The 13,129-nt window shown below is 68.9% G+C and carries 13 protein-coding genes; 8 read left to right on the top strand and 5 right to left on the bottom strand.

Translation table 11 applies throughout. The annotated features are described in order from the left end of the window. Positions 1-65: 65 nt before the first annotated feature. The 3 genes from ACWEOO_RS20265 to pknB all read left to right on the top strand — a co-directional run bounded on the left by ACWEOO_RS20265 (position 66) and on the right by pknB (position 4,885). Complete coding sequence (locus tag ACWEOO_RS20265; protein WP_363706776.1) at positions 66-1,463, top strand: FtsW/RodA/SpoVE family cell cycle protein; 1,398 nt, start codon at positions 66-68, stop codon at positions 1,461-1,463. Next, complete coding sequence (locus ACWEOO_RS20260) at positions 1,460-2,914, top strand: peptidoglycan D,D-transpeptidase FtsI family protein (RefSeq protein ID WP_452144288.1); 1,455 nt, start codon at positions 1,460-1,462, stop codon at positions 2,912-2,914. Before ACWEOO_RS20265 ends, ACWEOO_RS20260 begins: the two co-directional genes overlap by 4 nt. Positions 2,915-3,040: 126 nt before the next feature. Beyond that, on the top strand, positions 3,041-4,885 hold the full coding sequence (gene pknB / locus ACWEOO_RS20255) for a Stk1 family PASTA domain-containing Ser/Thr kinase (RefSeq protein ID WP_452144287.1): 1,845 nt from the start codon (positions 3,041-3,043) through the stop codon (positions 4,883-4,885). A gap of 53 nt (positions 4,886-4,938) precedes the next feature. Here the strand turns inward: pknB and ACWEOO_RS20250 are convergent, their stop codons facing one another. Together ACWEOO_RS20250 and ACWEOO_RS20245 are read right to left on the bottom strand one after the other, a co-directional pair. Further along, positions 4,939-5,556: an aminodeoxychorismate/anthranilate synthase component II gene (locus tag ACWEOO_RS20250; protein ID WP_452144286.1), complete on the bottom strand. Its 618-nt coding sequence runs from the start codon at positions 5,554-5,556 to the stop codon at positions 4,939-4,941. A gap of 17 nt (positions 5,557-5,573) precedes the next feature. Beyond that, a complete protein-coding gene (locus ACWEOO_RS20245) occupies positions 5,574-6,311 on the bottom strand; it encodes a DUF881 domain-containing protein (RefSeq protein WP_452144285.1) in 738 nt (245 codons plus the stop codon). 132 nt (positions 6,312-6,443) lie between these two features. On the opposite strand from ACWEOO_RS20245, the gene ACWEOO_RS20240 reads away from it, so the two are divergent. From ACWEOO_RS20240 to ACWEOO_RS20220, 5 genes are all read left to right on the top strand, one after another. Beyond that, complete coding sequence (locus ACWEOO_RS20240) at positions 6,444-6,704, top strand: cell division protein CrgA (RefSeq protein WP_359934821.1); 261 nt, start codon at positions 6,444-6,446, stop codon at positions 6,702-6,704. 377 nt (positions 6,705-7,081) lie between these two features. Next, on the top strand, positions 7,082-7,693 hold the full coding sequence (locus ACWEOO_RS20235) for a hypothetical protein (RefSeq protein WP_359934822.1): 612 nt from the start codon (positions 7,082-7,084) through the stop codon (positions 7,691-7,693). A 115-nt stretch (positions 7,694-7,808) separates the two neighbouring features. Next, positions 7,809-8,333 (top strand): EXLDI protein, encoded by a 525-nt coding sequence (locus ACWEOO_RS20230; protein ID WP_355693597.1) that lies wholly within the window; start codon positions 7,809-7,811, stop codon positions 8,331-8,333. Positions 8,334-8,467: 134 nt separating this feature from the next. Then, entirely contained in the window at positions 8,468-9,412 is a 945-nt protein-coding gene (locus tag ACWEOO_RS20225) for an ATP-binding cassette domain-containing protein (protein ID WP_359934823.1), read from the top strand. Continuing rightward, positions 9,409-10,194, top strand: a complete 786-nt coding sequence (locus ACWEOO_RS20220) for an ABC transporter permease (protein ID WP_452144284.1) — start codon at positions 9,409-9,411, stop codon at positions 10,192-10,194. Before ACWEOO_RS20225 ends, ACWEOO_RS20220 begins: the two co-directional genes overlap by 4 nt. Here ACWEOO_RS20220 and ACWEOO_RS20215 read toward each other — a convergent pair. The 3 genes from ACWEOO_RS20215 to sigJ form a co-directional block, all read right to left on the bottom strand. After that, the gene (locus ACWEOO_RS20215; RefSeq protein WP_359934825.1) at positions 10,191-10,865 is read right to left on the bottom strand and encodes a pyridoxamine 5'-phosphate oxidase family protein; all 675 of its coding nucleotides are present in this window, start codon (positions 10,863-10,865) and stop codon (positions 10,191-10,193) included. The genes ACWEOO_RS20220 and ACWEOO_RS20215 overlap by 4 nt on opposite strands. A 53-nt stretch (positions 10,866-10,918) precedes the next feature. Further along, positions 10,919-12,094 carry an NAD(P)/FAD-dependent oxidoreductase gene (locus ACWEOO_RS20210; protein ID WP_452144283.1) on the bottom strand — a complete coding sequence of 392 codons (1,176 nt, stop codon included), beginning with the start codon at positions 12,092-12,094 and terminating at the stop codon, positions 10,919-10,921. A gap of 82 nt (positions 12,095-12,176) precedes the next feature. After that, the gene (gene sigJ / locus ACWEOO_RS20205) at positions 12,177-13,121 is read right to left on the bottom strand and encodes an RNA polymerase sigma factor SigJ (RefSeq protein WP_452144282.1); all 945 of its coding nucleotides are present in this window, start codon (positions 13,119-13,121) and stop codon (positions 12,177-12,179) included. Positions 13,122-13,129: the final 8 nt, after the last annotated feature.

Raw genomic sequence — 13,129 nt, 5'->3', positions numbered from 1 at the left:
GAGGGCATCAAGACAACACAGCGTGCTCGTGCCTCATCGGCGCCCGGAGCGAAGCGAGGACGCCGATGAGCATCGCGTCCACCTCAGTCATCCAGATCATCCCGCGGACCAGACGCGGGGTGGAGCTGCTGCTGCTCGTGATCGCGATCGCGGTCTCGGTCGGCGCGTACGTGAACATCGGCGTCACCGTGCAGAACGCAGTCCCGGCGAGCACCGGGTACTACGCCGCCGGGATCGGGCTGCTCGCCCTGATCGCGCACCTCGCCCTGCGGTACCGGGCGCCGTACGCCGATCCGGTGCTGCTGCCCTGCGCCGTGCTGCTGAACGGCCTCGGGGTCGCGATGATCCACCGCATCGACCTCGGCCTGGCCATCGTCGCCGAGGCGCGCGGGAACACGCCGAAGGCGGCCGCGGCGCCGCAGCAGATCACCTGGACCGCGGTCGGCATCGTGCTGTTCCTGGTCGTCATCCTCGTGATCAGGGATCACCGCCGGCTGCAGGCGCTGACCTACACCGCCGGCCTGGCCGGTCTGGTGCTCCTGGTGCTGCCGCTGATTCCCGGCCTCGGCGTGAACCTGAACGGCGCCCGGATCTGGATCCGGCTGGCCGGCATGTCCTTCCAGCCCGGTGAGTTCGCGAAGATCTGCCTGGTCGTGTTCTTCGCCGGCTACCTGGTGGTGAAACGCGACGTCCTCACGCTGGCGGGGCACCGGTTCCTCGGGCTCGACCTGCCGCGGGCCCGCGACCTCGGGCCGATCGGCATCGCCTGGGCGGTCAGCCTGGGCGTGCTGGTGTTCGAGAGCGACCTCGGTTCGTCGCTGCTGTTCTTCGGCCTGTTCCTGTTCCTGCTGTACGTGTCCACCGAGCGGGCCGGCTGGCTGATCATCGGTGGCCTGCTGTTCGCCGGCGGCGCCTTCTTCGCCTACACGACCTTCGGTCACGTGCACCGCCGGGTCACCGACTGGCTCGACCCGTGGGCGATCGACGGCGGCCAGGTGAAGCTCGGGCTGATGGGCCAGGCCTGGGGCGGCATCCTCGGCCGCGGCCTCGGGCAGGGCCACCCGGAGGCGACGCTGTACTCGCAGAGCGACATGATCATCTCCTCGTTCGCCGAGGAGCTCGGGCTGACCGGGCTGATCGCGATCCTGCTGGTCTACACGCTGATCATCGAGCGCGGCCTGCGCACGGCCCTCGGCTGCCGGGACATCTTCGGCAAGCTGATCGCGACCGGTCTGGCGATGTCGTTCGCGCTGCAGGTGTTCGTGATCGTCGGCGGCGTCACCGGGCTGATCCCGCTGACCGGTCTGGCCACCCCGTTCATGGCCCTCGGCGGTACGTCGCTGGTCGCCAACTGGGCGATCATCGCGCTGCTGCTGCGGATCAGCGACCAGGCCCGGCGGCCGCAGACCCCGGCCGCTCCCGTGTCCGACGAAACGATCGCAATGGCGGTGCAGAAGCAGTGAACTCGGCGATCCGACGACTGGCCGTGGCGGCGATGATCCTGATGCTCGCGCTGATGGCGAACTCGACGTACCTGCAGGCGTTCCGGGCGAACGAGATCAACGGCCGCAACGACAACAACCGGGTCCGGGACTCGCAGTTCTCGGTGAACCGCGGCCCGATCCTGATCGGCAGTACGCCGGTCGCGCAGAGCAAGCCGTCCGACGACCGGTTCAAGTACCAGCGCACGTACGCCAGCGGCCCGGTCTACGCGCCGGTGACCGGGTTCTACTCGTACCTGTTCGGCCGCGGCGGCATCGAGCTGACGATGAACGCCGAGCTGAACGGGTCGGACCCGTCGATGGCGTTCCGCCGGATCATCGACGTGATCAGCAACCGGCCACAGCAGGGCGGCAGCGTGACCTTGACGCTGAACGCCGCGGCCCAGCAGGCGGCGTACAGCGGTCTGGCCGGGAAGACCGGCGCGGTGGTGGCGATCGAGCCGAAGACCGGGCGGATCCTGGCGATGGCGAGCCGCCCGTCGTACGACCCGAACCTGCTCGCGTCGCACGACAGCGAGAAGGTCGGCGCGGCCTGGAAGAACCTGAACGCCGACAAGGACAAGCCGCTGTCGAACCGCGCGGTGCAGGAGCTGTATCCGCCGGGGTCGACGTTCAAGCTGGTGACCGCGGCGGCCGCGCTGTCCAGCGGCAAGTACACGCCGGAGAGCAAGGTGAACTCGCCGGCCGAGCTGCCGCTGCCGCAGACCACGGTCCCGCTGGTGAACGAGGACGGCAAGAACTGCGGCGGCAGCAACAACGCGACCCTCACGATCGCGCTGCGGTATTCCTGCAACACGGCGTTCGGCAGCGTCGGTCTGGACGTCGGCCCGGACGCGCTGCGCGAGCAGGCCGCGAAGTTCGGCTTCGGCGCCCGGCCGCTGACCGAGCTGCCGAGCGTGGCCACCAGCCAGTTCCCCGGCGACCCGAACGAGCCGCAGACCGCGCAGTCCGCGATCGGCCAGTTCGACGTCCGGGCCACCCCGCTGCAGATGGCTATGGTGGCGGCCGGGATCGCGAACAAGGGCGAGGTGATGAAGCCGTACCTGGTCCAGAACGTGAAGACCCCGGACCTGAAGACGGTGTCCGAGACCAAGCCGGAGTCGCTGCACCAGGCGATCACCCCGCAGGTCGCGTCGCAGCTGACGGCGATGATGGTCGACGTCGTCGCCAACGGCACCGGCAAGCCGGGCGCGATCAGCGGCGTGCAGGTGGCCGGCAAGACCGGTACGGCGCAGACGTCGAAGGACCGCCCGCCGTTCGCGTGGTTCACCGCTTTCGCGCCCGCCGACGATCCGAAGATCGCGGTCGCGGTGCTGATCGAGAAGGCCGACGTCGCGCGCGACGACGTGGCCGGCGGCCGGCTGGCCGCGCCGATCGCCAAGAAGGTGATGGAGGCGGTGCTGAGCCAATGAGCACCATACGGAATGATGCGATCACAGCGCGTCTTTCCAACGGGGATCCACGTGTGGCGGCCGCTACCGTGGGCAAGTTGAGTGTGGTTTTCGTGTCTAACGCAGACAGGTTGGAAGGCTGAGGTCATGACATCGCAGGCACGTCTCGTCGGCGGCCGGTACGAAGAAGGCGAACCGCTCGGCCGCGGCGGCATGGCCGAGGTCCGCAAGGGTGTCGACAACCGGCTCGGCCGGAGCGTCGCGATCAAGCGGCTGCGGATCGACCTGGCCAGCGACGCCACCTTCCAGGCCAGGTTCCGCCGCGAGGCGCAGTCGGCCGCATCACTCAACCACCCGACGATCGTCTCGGTCTACGACACCGGCGAGGAGCCGGACCCGAACGGCTCCGGCGTCACCATTCCGTACATCGTGATGGAACTGGTCACCGGCAAGACGCTGCGGGACCTGATCCGCGAAGGCCGCAAGATCATGCCCGAGCGGGCGCTGGAGATCACCTCCGGTGTGCTCGAGGCACTCGACTACAGCCACCGGGCCGGCATCGTGCACCGCGACATCAAGCCCGGGAACGTGATGCTGACCCCGCAGGGCCAGGTCAAGGTGATGGACTTCGGTATCGCCCGCGCGGTCGCCGACACGTCCTCCACGATGACCCAGACCGCGGCCGTGATCGGCACCGCGCAGTACCTGTCCCCGGAGCAGGCCCGCGGCGAGACCGTGGACGCCCGCTCCGACCTGTACTCCACCGGCTGTCTGCTGTACGAACTGCTCACCGGCCGGCCGCCGTTCGTCGGCGAGTCGCCGGTCTCGGTGGCCTACCAGCACGTCCGCGAGCAGCCGCTGCCGCCGTCGTCGTTCGACCCCGACATCCCGCCGGAGGTCGACGCGGTCGTCCTGAAAGCGCTCGCGAAGAGCCGCGAGGAGCGGTACCAGAGCGCCTCGGAGATGCGCGCCGACATCCACCGGGTGCTGGCCGGCCAGCAGGTGACCGCGCCGATGGCGGCGGTCGCGGAAACCCGGTCGATGGCCCCCACCGCGCTGGCGGCGACGGCCGCGACCCAGCAGTACCGGCAGACCGCCGCGAACGACCTGCTGCCCCCGGGCGGCGACGACCTGGACGAGGAGCAGGACTCGCGCTCCCGCCGCAACCGCGGCCTGGCGTACTTCCTGCTGGGTCTCGCGATCGTCGCGGTCGCCGTCGGCGCGTACGCCCTGTTCTCGAACATGAACAAGAACGACACCGCCGGCGGCGGTACGACGGCCACGCCGCCGGCCAAGGTCGCCGTGCCCGATCTGAAGCTCAAGTCGCTGGCCGACGCGACCGCGCTGCTCGAGCAGCAGGGCCTGAAGATCTCGTCCACATCGGAGAAGAGCGACACGGTCGGGCGGGGACTCATCATCCGGCAGACGCCGCAGGGCGGGACCGAGGCGGAGCAGGGCTCGACCGTCAACGTCGTGGTGTCGGCGGGCCAGACCGCGTTCTCGGTGCCGGACGTGATCGGCTTGTCGGAGTCGAAGGCGCGCAACGCGCTCGAGGACGCCAAGGGCCAGTTCAAGGTCAAGGACAAGGCGATCGAGCAGGACAGCGAGGAGAAGAAGGGCACCGTCATCGCTGTCAGCCCGGATCCGACGGCGCAGTACCCGTCGGGTCAGGAGTTCACCCTGACGATCTCCAGCGGCAAGACCGAGGTCGACGTACCGAACGTCGTCACCCAGACGTACGACGACGCGAAGCTGACCCTCGAGAAGGCCGGCTTCCAGGTCGGGTACACCTTCGGCAACGACCAGAACGCCCCCGAGGGGACCGTGCTGCAGCAGTCCGTCAAGGCCGGCAGCAAGGCCGCGAAGGGCTCGCTGATCACGCTGACGGTGAACAAGCTGCAGGAGCAGCCCACCAACACACCGCCGCCGAGCAACACGGAGACGCCTCCGCCGTCCGGGCCGACGACGCCCGGCATCACGATCGGCGGCTGAGACGACAGAACCCCCGGAGCGGTCGCTCCGGGGGTTCTTCGGTTGCGGGTGGTTCAGCTGACGACCGGGGCCAGGCCCGCGGAGCGAGCGACCGCGCCGTCGTCGCCGCAGATCTCGAGCCAGTTGGCGAGCATCCGGTGGCCACCCTCGGTCAGCACGGACTCCGGGTGGAACTGCACACCCTCGACGGGGTAGTCGCGGTGCCGGGCCGCCATGATCACACCGGCCTCGGTCCGCGCGGTCACCTGGAGCTCGTTCGGCACGCTGTCCTGCGCGATGGCCAGCGAGTGGTACCGGGTCGCGGTGAACGGCGACGGGAGACCCGACAGCACGCCGGCGCCCTCGTGGAACACCTGACTGGTCTTCCCGTGCAGCAGCTCGTCCGCGCGGCCGACGACGCCGCCGTACGCGACACCGATCGCCTGCAGGCCGAGGCAGACGCCGAAGATCGGGACCTCGCTGCCCTTCTCCTTCACGATGTCGATGCAGGCGCCGGCCTCTTCCGGCGTACCAGGGCCGGGGGAGAGCAGCACACCGTCGTACTCGCCGACCTGGTCAGGGGTGACTTCGTCGTTGCGCAGCACGGTGGTGTCGGCCTGCAGTTGCTGCAGGTACTGCACCAGGTTGTAGACGAAGGAGTCGTAGTTGTCGACGACAAGGATCCGCGGCATGCGGACCATTGTGACAGCTATCGGCCCGAGGCCGTGGGACTGGCCGACGGGGTGCGGTCGAAGCCCGGGACCGTGGCGCTCTGCAGGTCCAGCGTGCCCTCGTAGGCCGGCATCGAGATCGACGACTCGTTCTTCACGTCGTACCCGAGCTGGAACTTCACCACGTAGTCCTGCAGGTTCTCGATGTACTGCGAGTCGTCGAGCGCCTTCTGCAGCTTCCGCCGGTCCCCGATCGCGGTGATCTTGTACGGCGGGAGGTACGGGACGCCGTGCAGGACGACCGAGTTGCCGACGCACTTGATCCCGGTCGTCGAGATGACCCGGTGGTTCTGGATCGAGATCGCGTCCGCGCCGCCGGCCCAGAGCGCGTTCACCACCGCCTGGATGTCCTGCTGGTGGATCACCAGCCAGTCGGCGTCGACGTCCGGGTTCTCCTTGACCACCTCGGACGGCGCGTCCTTCAGTGTCACGGTCAGCCCCGGCCCAGTGACCGGCGTCGTGCCGACGGCGTCGGACAGGTCCTTGAGCTGCTTGGCCAGCGCCGGGTCGATCGAGCCCTGCTGCGCCTGCAGCTTCTCGATGTCCTGGGTCAGCGCCGCGTGCTGGCGGACCAGGCTGGCGCTGCGGCGGCTCTGTTCCTCCACAAGGCCCGCGAGCGTAGTGTTACGGCTGGGTCGCAGGTCGGTGCCCCGGGCGTTGGTGGCGCTGGTCGCGAACAGCAGACCGGCGCACAACAGCGCCAGTGGCGCGCCCACACGCCACAAAGAAATCCGCCTCAACCTACGCACCCGTGATCTCCACATTGCTCTCTGCACTACGCTAACCCGGAACCGGGCCCCAAAAGGTCCGCAGCGGTCAGCTTATGCGTCCTTACAAGGAGTTCAGTCGTGCCCGAGTCGAGCAGTCGCAATAAGAAGAAGACCGAGAAGGTCAAGGCGGAGAAGACGCCGAAGAAGCCGCGCACCACCAGCCGCGTGTGGGTCGCGCCGCTGATGCTGGCCTGCTGGCTGCTCGGACTCGCCTGGCTGGTCGTCTTCTATGTGGCCGGCCAGGACATCCCGGTGATGGACGGCCTGGGCAACTGGAACCTGCTGATCGGCATGGGCCTGATCGCGGTCGGCTTCGTCGTCTCCACCCAGTGGGTCTGACCGCCCGCTGACCGACCTCTGCAGCGGACCTCAGCCGGCGACCGGGCGCACCCGGCCGAGGTCCGGATCGAGCTAAATAAGGCAAGGCTTGCCTTAGGCTGCCTGGGATCTCCGGAGTTATCCACACCCGTATCCCCAGTTGTGCACACCGATTCGGGCGAGTTGTCCCCAGCTCATTCCTTACTTCTCCACCGATTCCACCGAAAACCGCCCCGAATCTGTGGATAAGTCAGGTTTAGCGGCCCCAGTTTCCACACCGTTCAGATGGCCGGCCCCAGTTGTCCACCGTCGCGATCCTGCCGACGCTCGCCGCTCACGCCAGGCGGGCGTACCGTCGAAATGCCAAGTAGCGGCCTGAGAGACGGGGAGGGTCTCACATGTTCGTTCAGGTCATTCAGGGGCAGGTCACCGACGCCGACCAGGCGCATCAAGCGATGGATCGGTGGATGGAAGAACTGGCGCCCGAGGCATCCGGCTGGCTGGGGACCACGGCCGGTGTCACCGCGGACGGCAAGTTCATCGCGCTGGCTCGTTTCGACTCCGCCGACGCCGCGCGGCGGAACAGCGACAGCCCGGCGCAGGACAAGTGGTGGCACGAGTTCACGTCGCTGCTCAGCGACGGCAATGCCACCTTCCACGACACGGAGGACGTCGTACTGGACGTGCACGGGAATCCGGACTCGGCCGGCTTCGTGCAGGTCATGCAGGGCGCCGGCAGCAACCCGGAGCGCGCACGGGAAGTGATGGGGCAGCACCGCGACGAATGGGCCGCGTTCCGGCCCGAGATCCTCGGCAGCGAGGTCGCCATGTACGACGACGGCGACTACACGATGGCGATGTACTTCACCACCGAGGCCGAGGCGCGCGCGGGTGAGCGCAAGGAGGTACCGCCGGAGCTGCAGGCGGACATGGACGAGATGAACAGTCTCGCGGCCGGCCCGCCGATGTTCTACGACATCGAGCATCCCTGGCTGTACTCGCCCAGGTAACCAGCCACGACCCTCTGGAGGCGGCCGATCACGGCCGCCTCCACTTCTACGTAGAGCTATACGTAGACGTCTGCGTACCCATGTGCGTATAGTTCTACGTAGGAGGAGACAAGCGATGCCGAACAAGACGATCTACGTGTCCGACGACGACCTGCCGCTGTACAAGCGGGCCCAGGAGCTCGCCGGCAACCTGTCCTCGGCGATCTCGATCGCACTGCGCAGGTACGTCGAGATGGAAGAGGGCCGGCTCGAGGGGTACGACGAGATCACCGTGCGGGTGGGCCGGGGCACCGGCCGCAAGCAACGGTTCTCCGGCGTGCTGCTCGCCGAAGGCGGCCGGTCGAGCAAGGACGGCTACGAGGCCTTCAAGGTCTACCGCAGCCGGACCGGCAAGTTCGTCCTGCACGCGGACCGCCGCAGCCAGTTCAAGCAGAACGCCGACGACGAGCGCTACCTGACCGGGTGGCGCTCCTGGGTCGGCAACTGGAGCACCGACCAGTCCTGGAGCATGGCGCAGGGCGAGGCCACCCTGCACGTCGTGGACACGGTCGAGGAGCTCCGCGCCCTGATCCCGGAGGACCTGTACACCCTCGTCGAGGAGGCCGCCGAGCAGCCGGCGGTCGAGGATCTCGACATCTAACTGAACCCCCGCACCAGCACCGGAGCCCCGTCGCGGGCGCCCGGGTGATCAGGCACGCCCGAATCCTCCCTCAGCAGACCCGTCAACCGTCCCGGGTCAGGTTCCCCCTGCCCGAAAACCACCGAGGATCCCTCATGTCAGCAGCGATCGACGTCCGCGGACTGCGCAAGTCCTACGGCGAGAAACTCGTGCTCGACGGCATCGACCTGAACGTTGCCGAAGGCACCATCTTTTCCCTGCTCGGCCCGAACGGCGCCGGCAAGACCACCGCGGTCCAGATCCTGTCCACGCTGAGCACGGCCGACGCCGGCGAGATCCGGGTGGCCGGCCACGACCTGCACCAGGAGCCGGACGCGGTCCGCGCCGCGATCGGCGTGACCGGCCAGTTCTCCGCGGTCGACGGCCTGATGACCGGCCGCGAGAACTTGATCCTGATGGGCGACCTGCACCACCTCGGCAAGCAGGAGGCCCGCAGCCGGGCGGACGAGCTGCTCGAACGGTTCGACCTCGCCGACGCCGGCAAGAAGCTCGCGTCGACCTACTCGGGCGGTATGAAGCGCCGGCTCGACCTGGCCATGACGCTGGTCGGCCGGCCGCGGATCATCTTTCTCGACGAGCCGACCACGGGTCTCGACCCTCGCAGCCGGCACCGCATGTGGACGCTGATCCGCGAGCTCGTCGCCGGCGGCGTCACGGTCCTGCTCACCACGCAGTACCTCGAGGAGGCCGACCAGTTGGCCGACCGGGTCGCGGTGCTCGACCACGGGCGGCTGGTCGCCCAAGGGACGCCGGAGGAGCTGAAGCGGCTCGCGCCGGGCGGACACATCCGGCTGCGGTTCACGTCGCCCGAGGAGTTCACGCTCGCGGGCCGGGCGCTGCCGACCGCCGTACCGAACCACGAAGCACTGGTCCTGCAGGTGCCGAACGACGGCAGCGTGCACGCGTTGCGCGACCTGCTGGCCCGGATCGACGACTCGTCGCTCGAGGTCGACGAACTGACTGTCCACACCCCCGACCTGGACGACGTGTTCTTCGCCGTCACCGGTCAGCCCGCTCCGAAGGAAGTGACGGCGAAATGAGTTACGCACTGAACGACACCGCGACGATGCTGCGCCGCAACTTGCGGCACGCCCAGCGCTACCCCGGCCTGTCGCTCGGCGCCCTGGGGATGCCGGTGATCATGATCCTGCTGTTCGGCCTGGTGTTCGGCGACACGTTCGCGGCCGGCCTCGGCGGGGCCGGCGGCGACTTCGACTACATCGACTTCCTCACGCCCGGCATCCTGCTGATGTCGATCGCGTCCGGGACCATGTCGCCCGCGGTCGCCGTCTGCATGGACATGTCCGAGGGCATCGTGGCCCGGTTCCGGACGATGGCGATCTTCCGGCCGGCCGTGCTGACCGGGCACGTGCTCGCCAACGTGCTGGTGACGAGCGTCAGCCTGACCCTGGTGGTCGGCTTCGCGGTCCTGATCGGCTTCCGGCCGAACGCCTCGGTCGGCGACTGGCTGCTGGCCGCCGTACTGCTGATCGGCCTCACCATCGGCCTGACCTGGTTCGCGATCGCGCTCGGCCTGACCAGCAAGACGCCGGAGGGCGCGAGCAACGTCGTGCTGCCGATCAGCCTGCTGCTGCCCTTCCTGAGCAACACGTTCATCCCGCTGGAGGCGATGCCGAGCGGTATCCGCTGGTTCGCCGAGTACCAGCCGTTCACGCCGATCATCGACACGTTGCGGCACCTGCTGCTCGGGACGCCGATGGACAGCAGCAGCGGCTGGCTCTCCGCGGCCTGGTGCGTGGCGATCGCGGTGGTCGGGTATTTCTGGGCCCAGTCGAGCTACAACAAGGGGACCGTGGCCTAGGACTGTGCGCCCAGCAGCTTCGCGCGGGTGCGGACGTGGGCGGGGACCGGAAGGTCGCAGTCGGGGTTGGTGTCCGGATCGCCGGCCACGACACGGAGCGGAAGCACGCCTGTCCAGTACGGCAGGTCGAGGTCCTGCTCCTCGTCGTTGGCGGGCCCCGAGCGGGTCTTCACCGAGGCCTCGGTGAGCGACAGCGCGAGCACCGAGGTCTGGGCCAGCTCCTTGCGGTTCGGCGGCCGGACCTCGAGCGAACGCCCGGGGACGAGGTGTTCGACGATCCGGTTGAGCCCGTGCAGCTTCTCCTCCGGATCGGTGACGAGACGCGGGATGCCGAAGATGACGGCGGACCGGTAGTTCACCGAGTGGTGGAACGCGGACCTCGCCAGCACCAGGCCGTCGGTGTGCGTCACCGTCGCACAGACGGTCTGCAGCGGGGCCGCGACCACGCTCCTGGCCGCGACCGAGCCGTGCAGGTACATCTCGCCGTCCGGCCCGCGGTCCAGGTCCACGCCGTACGCCGTTGGCAGCACCAGCGGATCGCAGTCCACGATGACGCCGAGGTGGCAGAACATACCGTCGAGCAGTACGTCGTGCAGCGCCTGGCGATCGGTGGCGGCGCGTTCTTTCGAGCGGCGCAGGGAGGTCCGGGCGGTTGGCTGCAAAGCGGTCATAAGACCAGAGTCGGTGTGCAGTGGCATGGTGGCACGGGCCATTCCGCGACGAATCACCTAGTCCATTCGCGCATCGGGACCGGCTGCTCGACGACGTGGCGACGCCGGACCGGCAGGCCGGTCATCGGGTTCTCCACTCCCCACGCGGCGCCCTTGCAGATGAACTCCTTGTAGACGGCGGCCACGCGGCCGCTCAGCGTCGCGTTGATCGCGCGGTCGTCGCTGGTCACGTACTGGATCAGGCCGTTCTTGCGCCCCAGCGAGATGCACTGGTTGAAGTAGGCCAGCGGCGCGTGCGGCAGCTTGCGCGCTGTCAACCGGGCCGCGATCGAGTCGGCGGCCTGCCACGCCATCGGCTGACCCGACGCGCACGACATCCGCAGCGGCTTGTTCTTCGAGCCCAACGCGTACGCCGCGTCGCCGATCGCGTAGACGTCCGGGTGCGAAACCGACCGCATGGTCTCGTCGACCACGATCCGCCCGGTGTCGCTGACCTCCAGCGTGGTTTCCCGCACGATCGGGTGGACGGCGAACCCGGCCGTCCAGACCGTGACCGCCGCGGGGATCGACGTACCGTCGCCGGTGGTGACGTGATCCGCGTCGACGCCTGCGACTGCCGTGTTCTCGTGCACGGTGATGCCGAGCTTGTCGGCGACCTTCCGCAGGTGCCGGCGGCCCTTGGACGACAGCCAGTCTCCGAGCTCGCCGCGGACCACCAGCGAGACGTCGAGGTCCGGCCGCGACTCGGCCAGTTCGGTCACGAACTCCACGCCGGTGAGGCCGCCGCCGACAACGGTCACGGTCTGGCCGGCGGTCAGCGACGCCAGGCGCTCGCGCAGCTCGAGCGCGCCGGGACGGCTGGCGATCTGGTACGCGTGCTCGGCGGCACCCGGGACGCCCTGCGAGTTCCAGCCGCTGCCGAGCGCGTAGACGAGCGTGTCGTACTCCAGTTCGCCGGAGTCGAGGGCGACGGTCTTGCGCTCGACGTCCACGCCGGTGACCTTCGCGATCTTCAGGTCGACGCCGGTCCCGGCGTACACCTGCTCCAGCGGGCGCGGCTTCAGGTCCCGGCCGGTGGCCAGCTCGTGCATGCGAACCCGCTCCACGAAGTCGGTCTCGCCGTTGACGAGGGTGATGCTCACTTCGTCGCGGTACAGCCGCGCGGCGAGGCGGCCGGCTGCGACGGCTCCGGAGTACCCGGCGCCGAGGACGACGATGCGGTGCTTCATATCCGTACTCCTGTCTGATGTGGTGTCAGCCCTTGAACCGGGCAGCGCGCGGTTTCATGACAGGTACGGACTGTGAAGCACGTCACAGGATGGTGGTCAGCGGCTCCCCGTGGTCGGAGGCGGCGAACAGCCCGGTCGCGCGCGCCAGCTTGTCCGGGTTCGCCTGGGTGCGGACCGCGGTGACTCCGTCGGCGGTGACCTCGAGGCACATCACGCCGATGACCTCACCGTTCACGACCACCACCAGAGCGGGTTCGCTGTTGACCGCCCAGGCGTACACCTCCGCCGCACCGCCGACGTACAGCCGCTTCGCGTCGGTCGGCTTGAACATGCCGCGCAGGAAGCGCGCGACCGCGAGGCCGCCCTCGACCGCGGTGGTCCGGGCCGCGACCTTCCCGCCGCCGTCGCCGACCGAGATCGCGTCGGCGGTCAGCAGCCGCACGATCGAATCGGTCCGGCCGCTGGTGGCGGCGGCGAGGAACTCGTCCACGATCCGCCGCGCCACGGCCTCGTCGACGTGGGTCCGGGCGCGACCGTCCGCGAGGTGCTGCTTGGCCCGGCGGAAGAGCTGCTGACTGGACGACTCGCTGATCTCGAGGATCTCGGCGATCTCCCGATGGGCGTAGTCGAACGCCTCCCGCAGAACGTAGACCGCCCGCTCGTTCGGGGACAGCCGCTCCATCAGCGTCAGCACGGCGTACGACACCGACTCGCGCTGCTCCGCGGTGTCCGCGGGGCCGAGCATCGGGTCGCCGTCGAGCAGCGGTTCCGGCAGCCACTGACCGACGTACGTCTCGCGCCGCGCGCGGGCGGAGGCGAGCTGGTTGAGGCAGAGGTTCGTGAGCACCTTCGTGAGCCAGGCCTCGGGGACCTCGATCCGGGTGAGGTCCGCGGCCTGCCAGCGCAGGAACGTCTCCTGGACGGCGTCCTCCGCCTCACTGGCCGAGCCGAGCATCCGGTACGCGATCGCCTCGAGCCGACCCTTGGACCGCTCGAAACGAGACACGTCCTCTGAGGTCATGGCCATGCTGCATC

It is taken from the genome of Kribbella sp. NPDC004138 (assembly GCF_053603655.1).
Note: the sequence above shows the minus strand (reverse complement) of the source record. Positions and strands in the feature narration are given on the sequence as shown.

What these genes read in the sequence shown, in the direction of transcription:
- ACWEOO_RS20220 (WP_452144284.1), top strand. Translation starts at nt 9,409, where the DNA reads ATGAGTTACGCACTGAACGACACCGCGACGATGCTGCGCCGCAACTTG.
- ACWEOO_RS20210 (WP_452144283.1), bottom strand. Translation starts at nt 12,094, where the DNA reads ATGAAGCACCGCATCGTCGTCCTCGGCGCCGGGTACTCCGGAGCCGTC.
- ACWEOO_RS20230 (WP_355693597.1), top strand. Translation starts at nt 7,809, where the DNA reads ATGCCGAACAAGACGATCTACGTGTCCGACGACGACCTGCCGCTGTAC.
- ACWEOO_RS20235 (WP_359934822.1), top strand. Translation starts at nt 7,082, where the DNA reads ATGTTCGTTCAGGTCATTCAGGGGCAGGTCACCGACGCCGACCAGGCG.
- ACWEOO_RS20215 (WP_359934825.1), bottom strand. Translation starts at nt 10,865, where the DNA reads ATGACCGCTTTGCAGCCAACCGCCCGGACCTCCCTGCGCCGCTCGAAA.
- ACWEOO_RS20225 (WP_359934823.1), top strand. Translation starts at nt 8,468, where the DNA reads ATGTCAGCAGCGATCGACGTCCGCGGACTGCGCAAGTCCTACGGCGAG.
- ACWEOO_RS20250 (WP_452144286.1), bottom strand. Translation starts at nt 5,556, where the DNA reads ATGCCGCGGATCCTTGTCGTCGACAACTACGACTCCTTCGTCTACAAC.
- sigJ (WP_452144282.1), bottom strand. Translation starts at nt 13,121, where the DNA reads ATGGCCATGACCTCAGAGGACGTGTCTCGTTTCGAGCGGTCCAAGGGT.
- ACWEOO_RS20265 (WP_363706776.1), top strand. Translation starts at nt 66, where the DNA reads ATGAGCATCGCGTCCACCTCAGTCATCCAGATCATCCCGCGGACCAGA.
- pknB (WP_452144287.1), top strand. Translation starts at nt 3,041, where the DNA reads ATGACATCGCAGGCACGTCTCGTCGGCGGCCGGTACGAAGAAGGCGAA.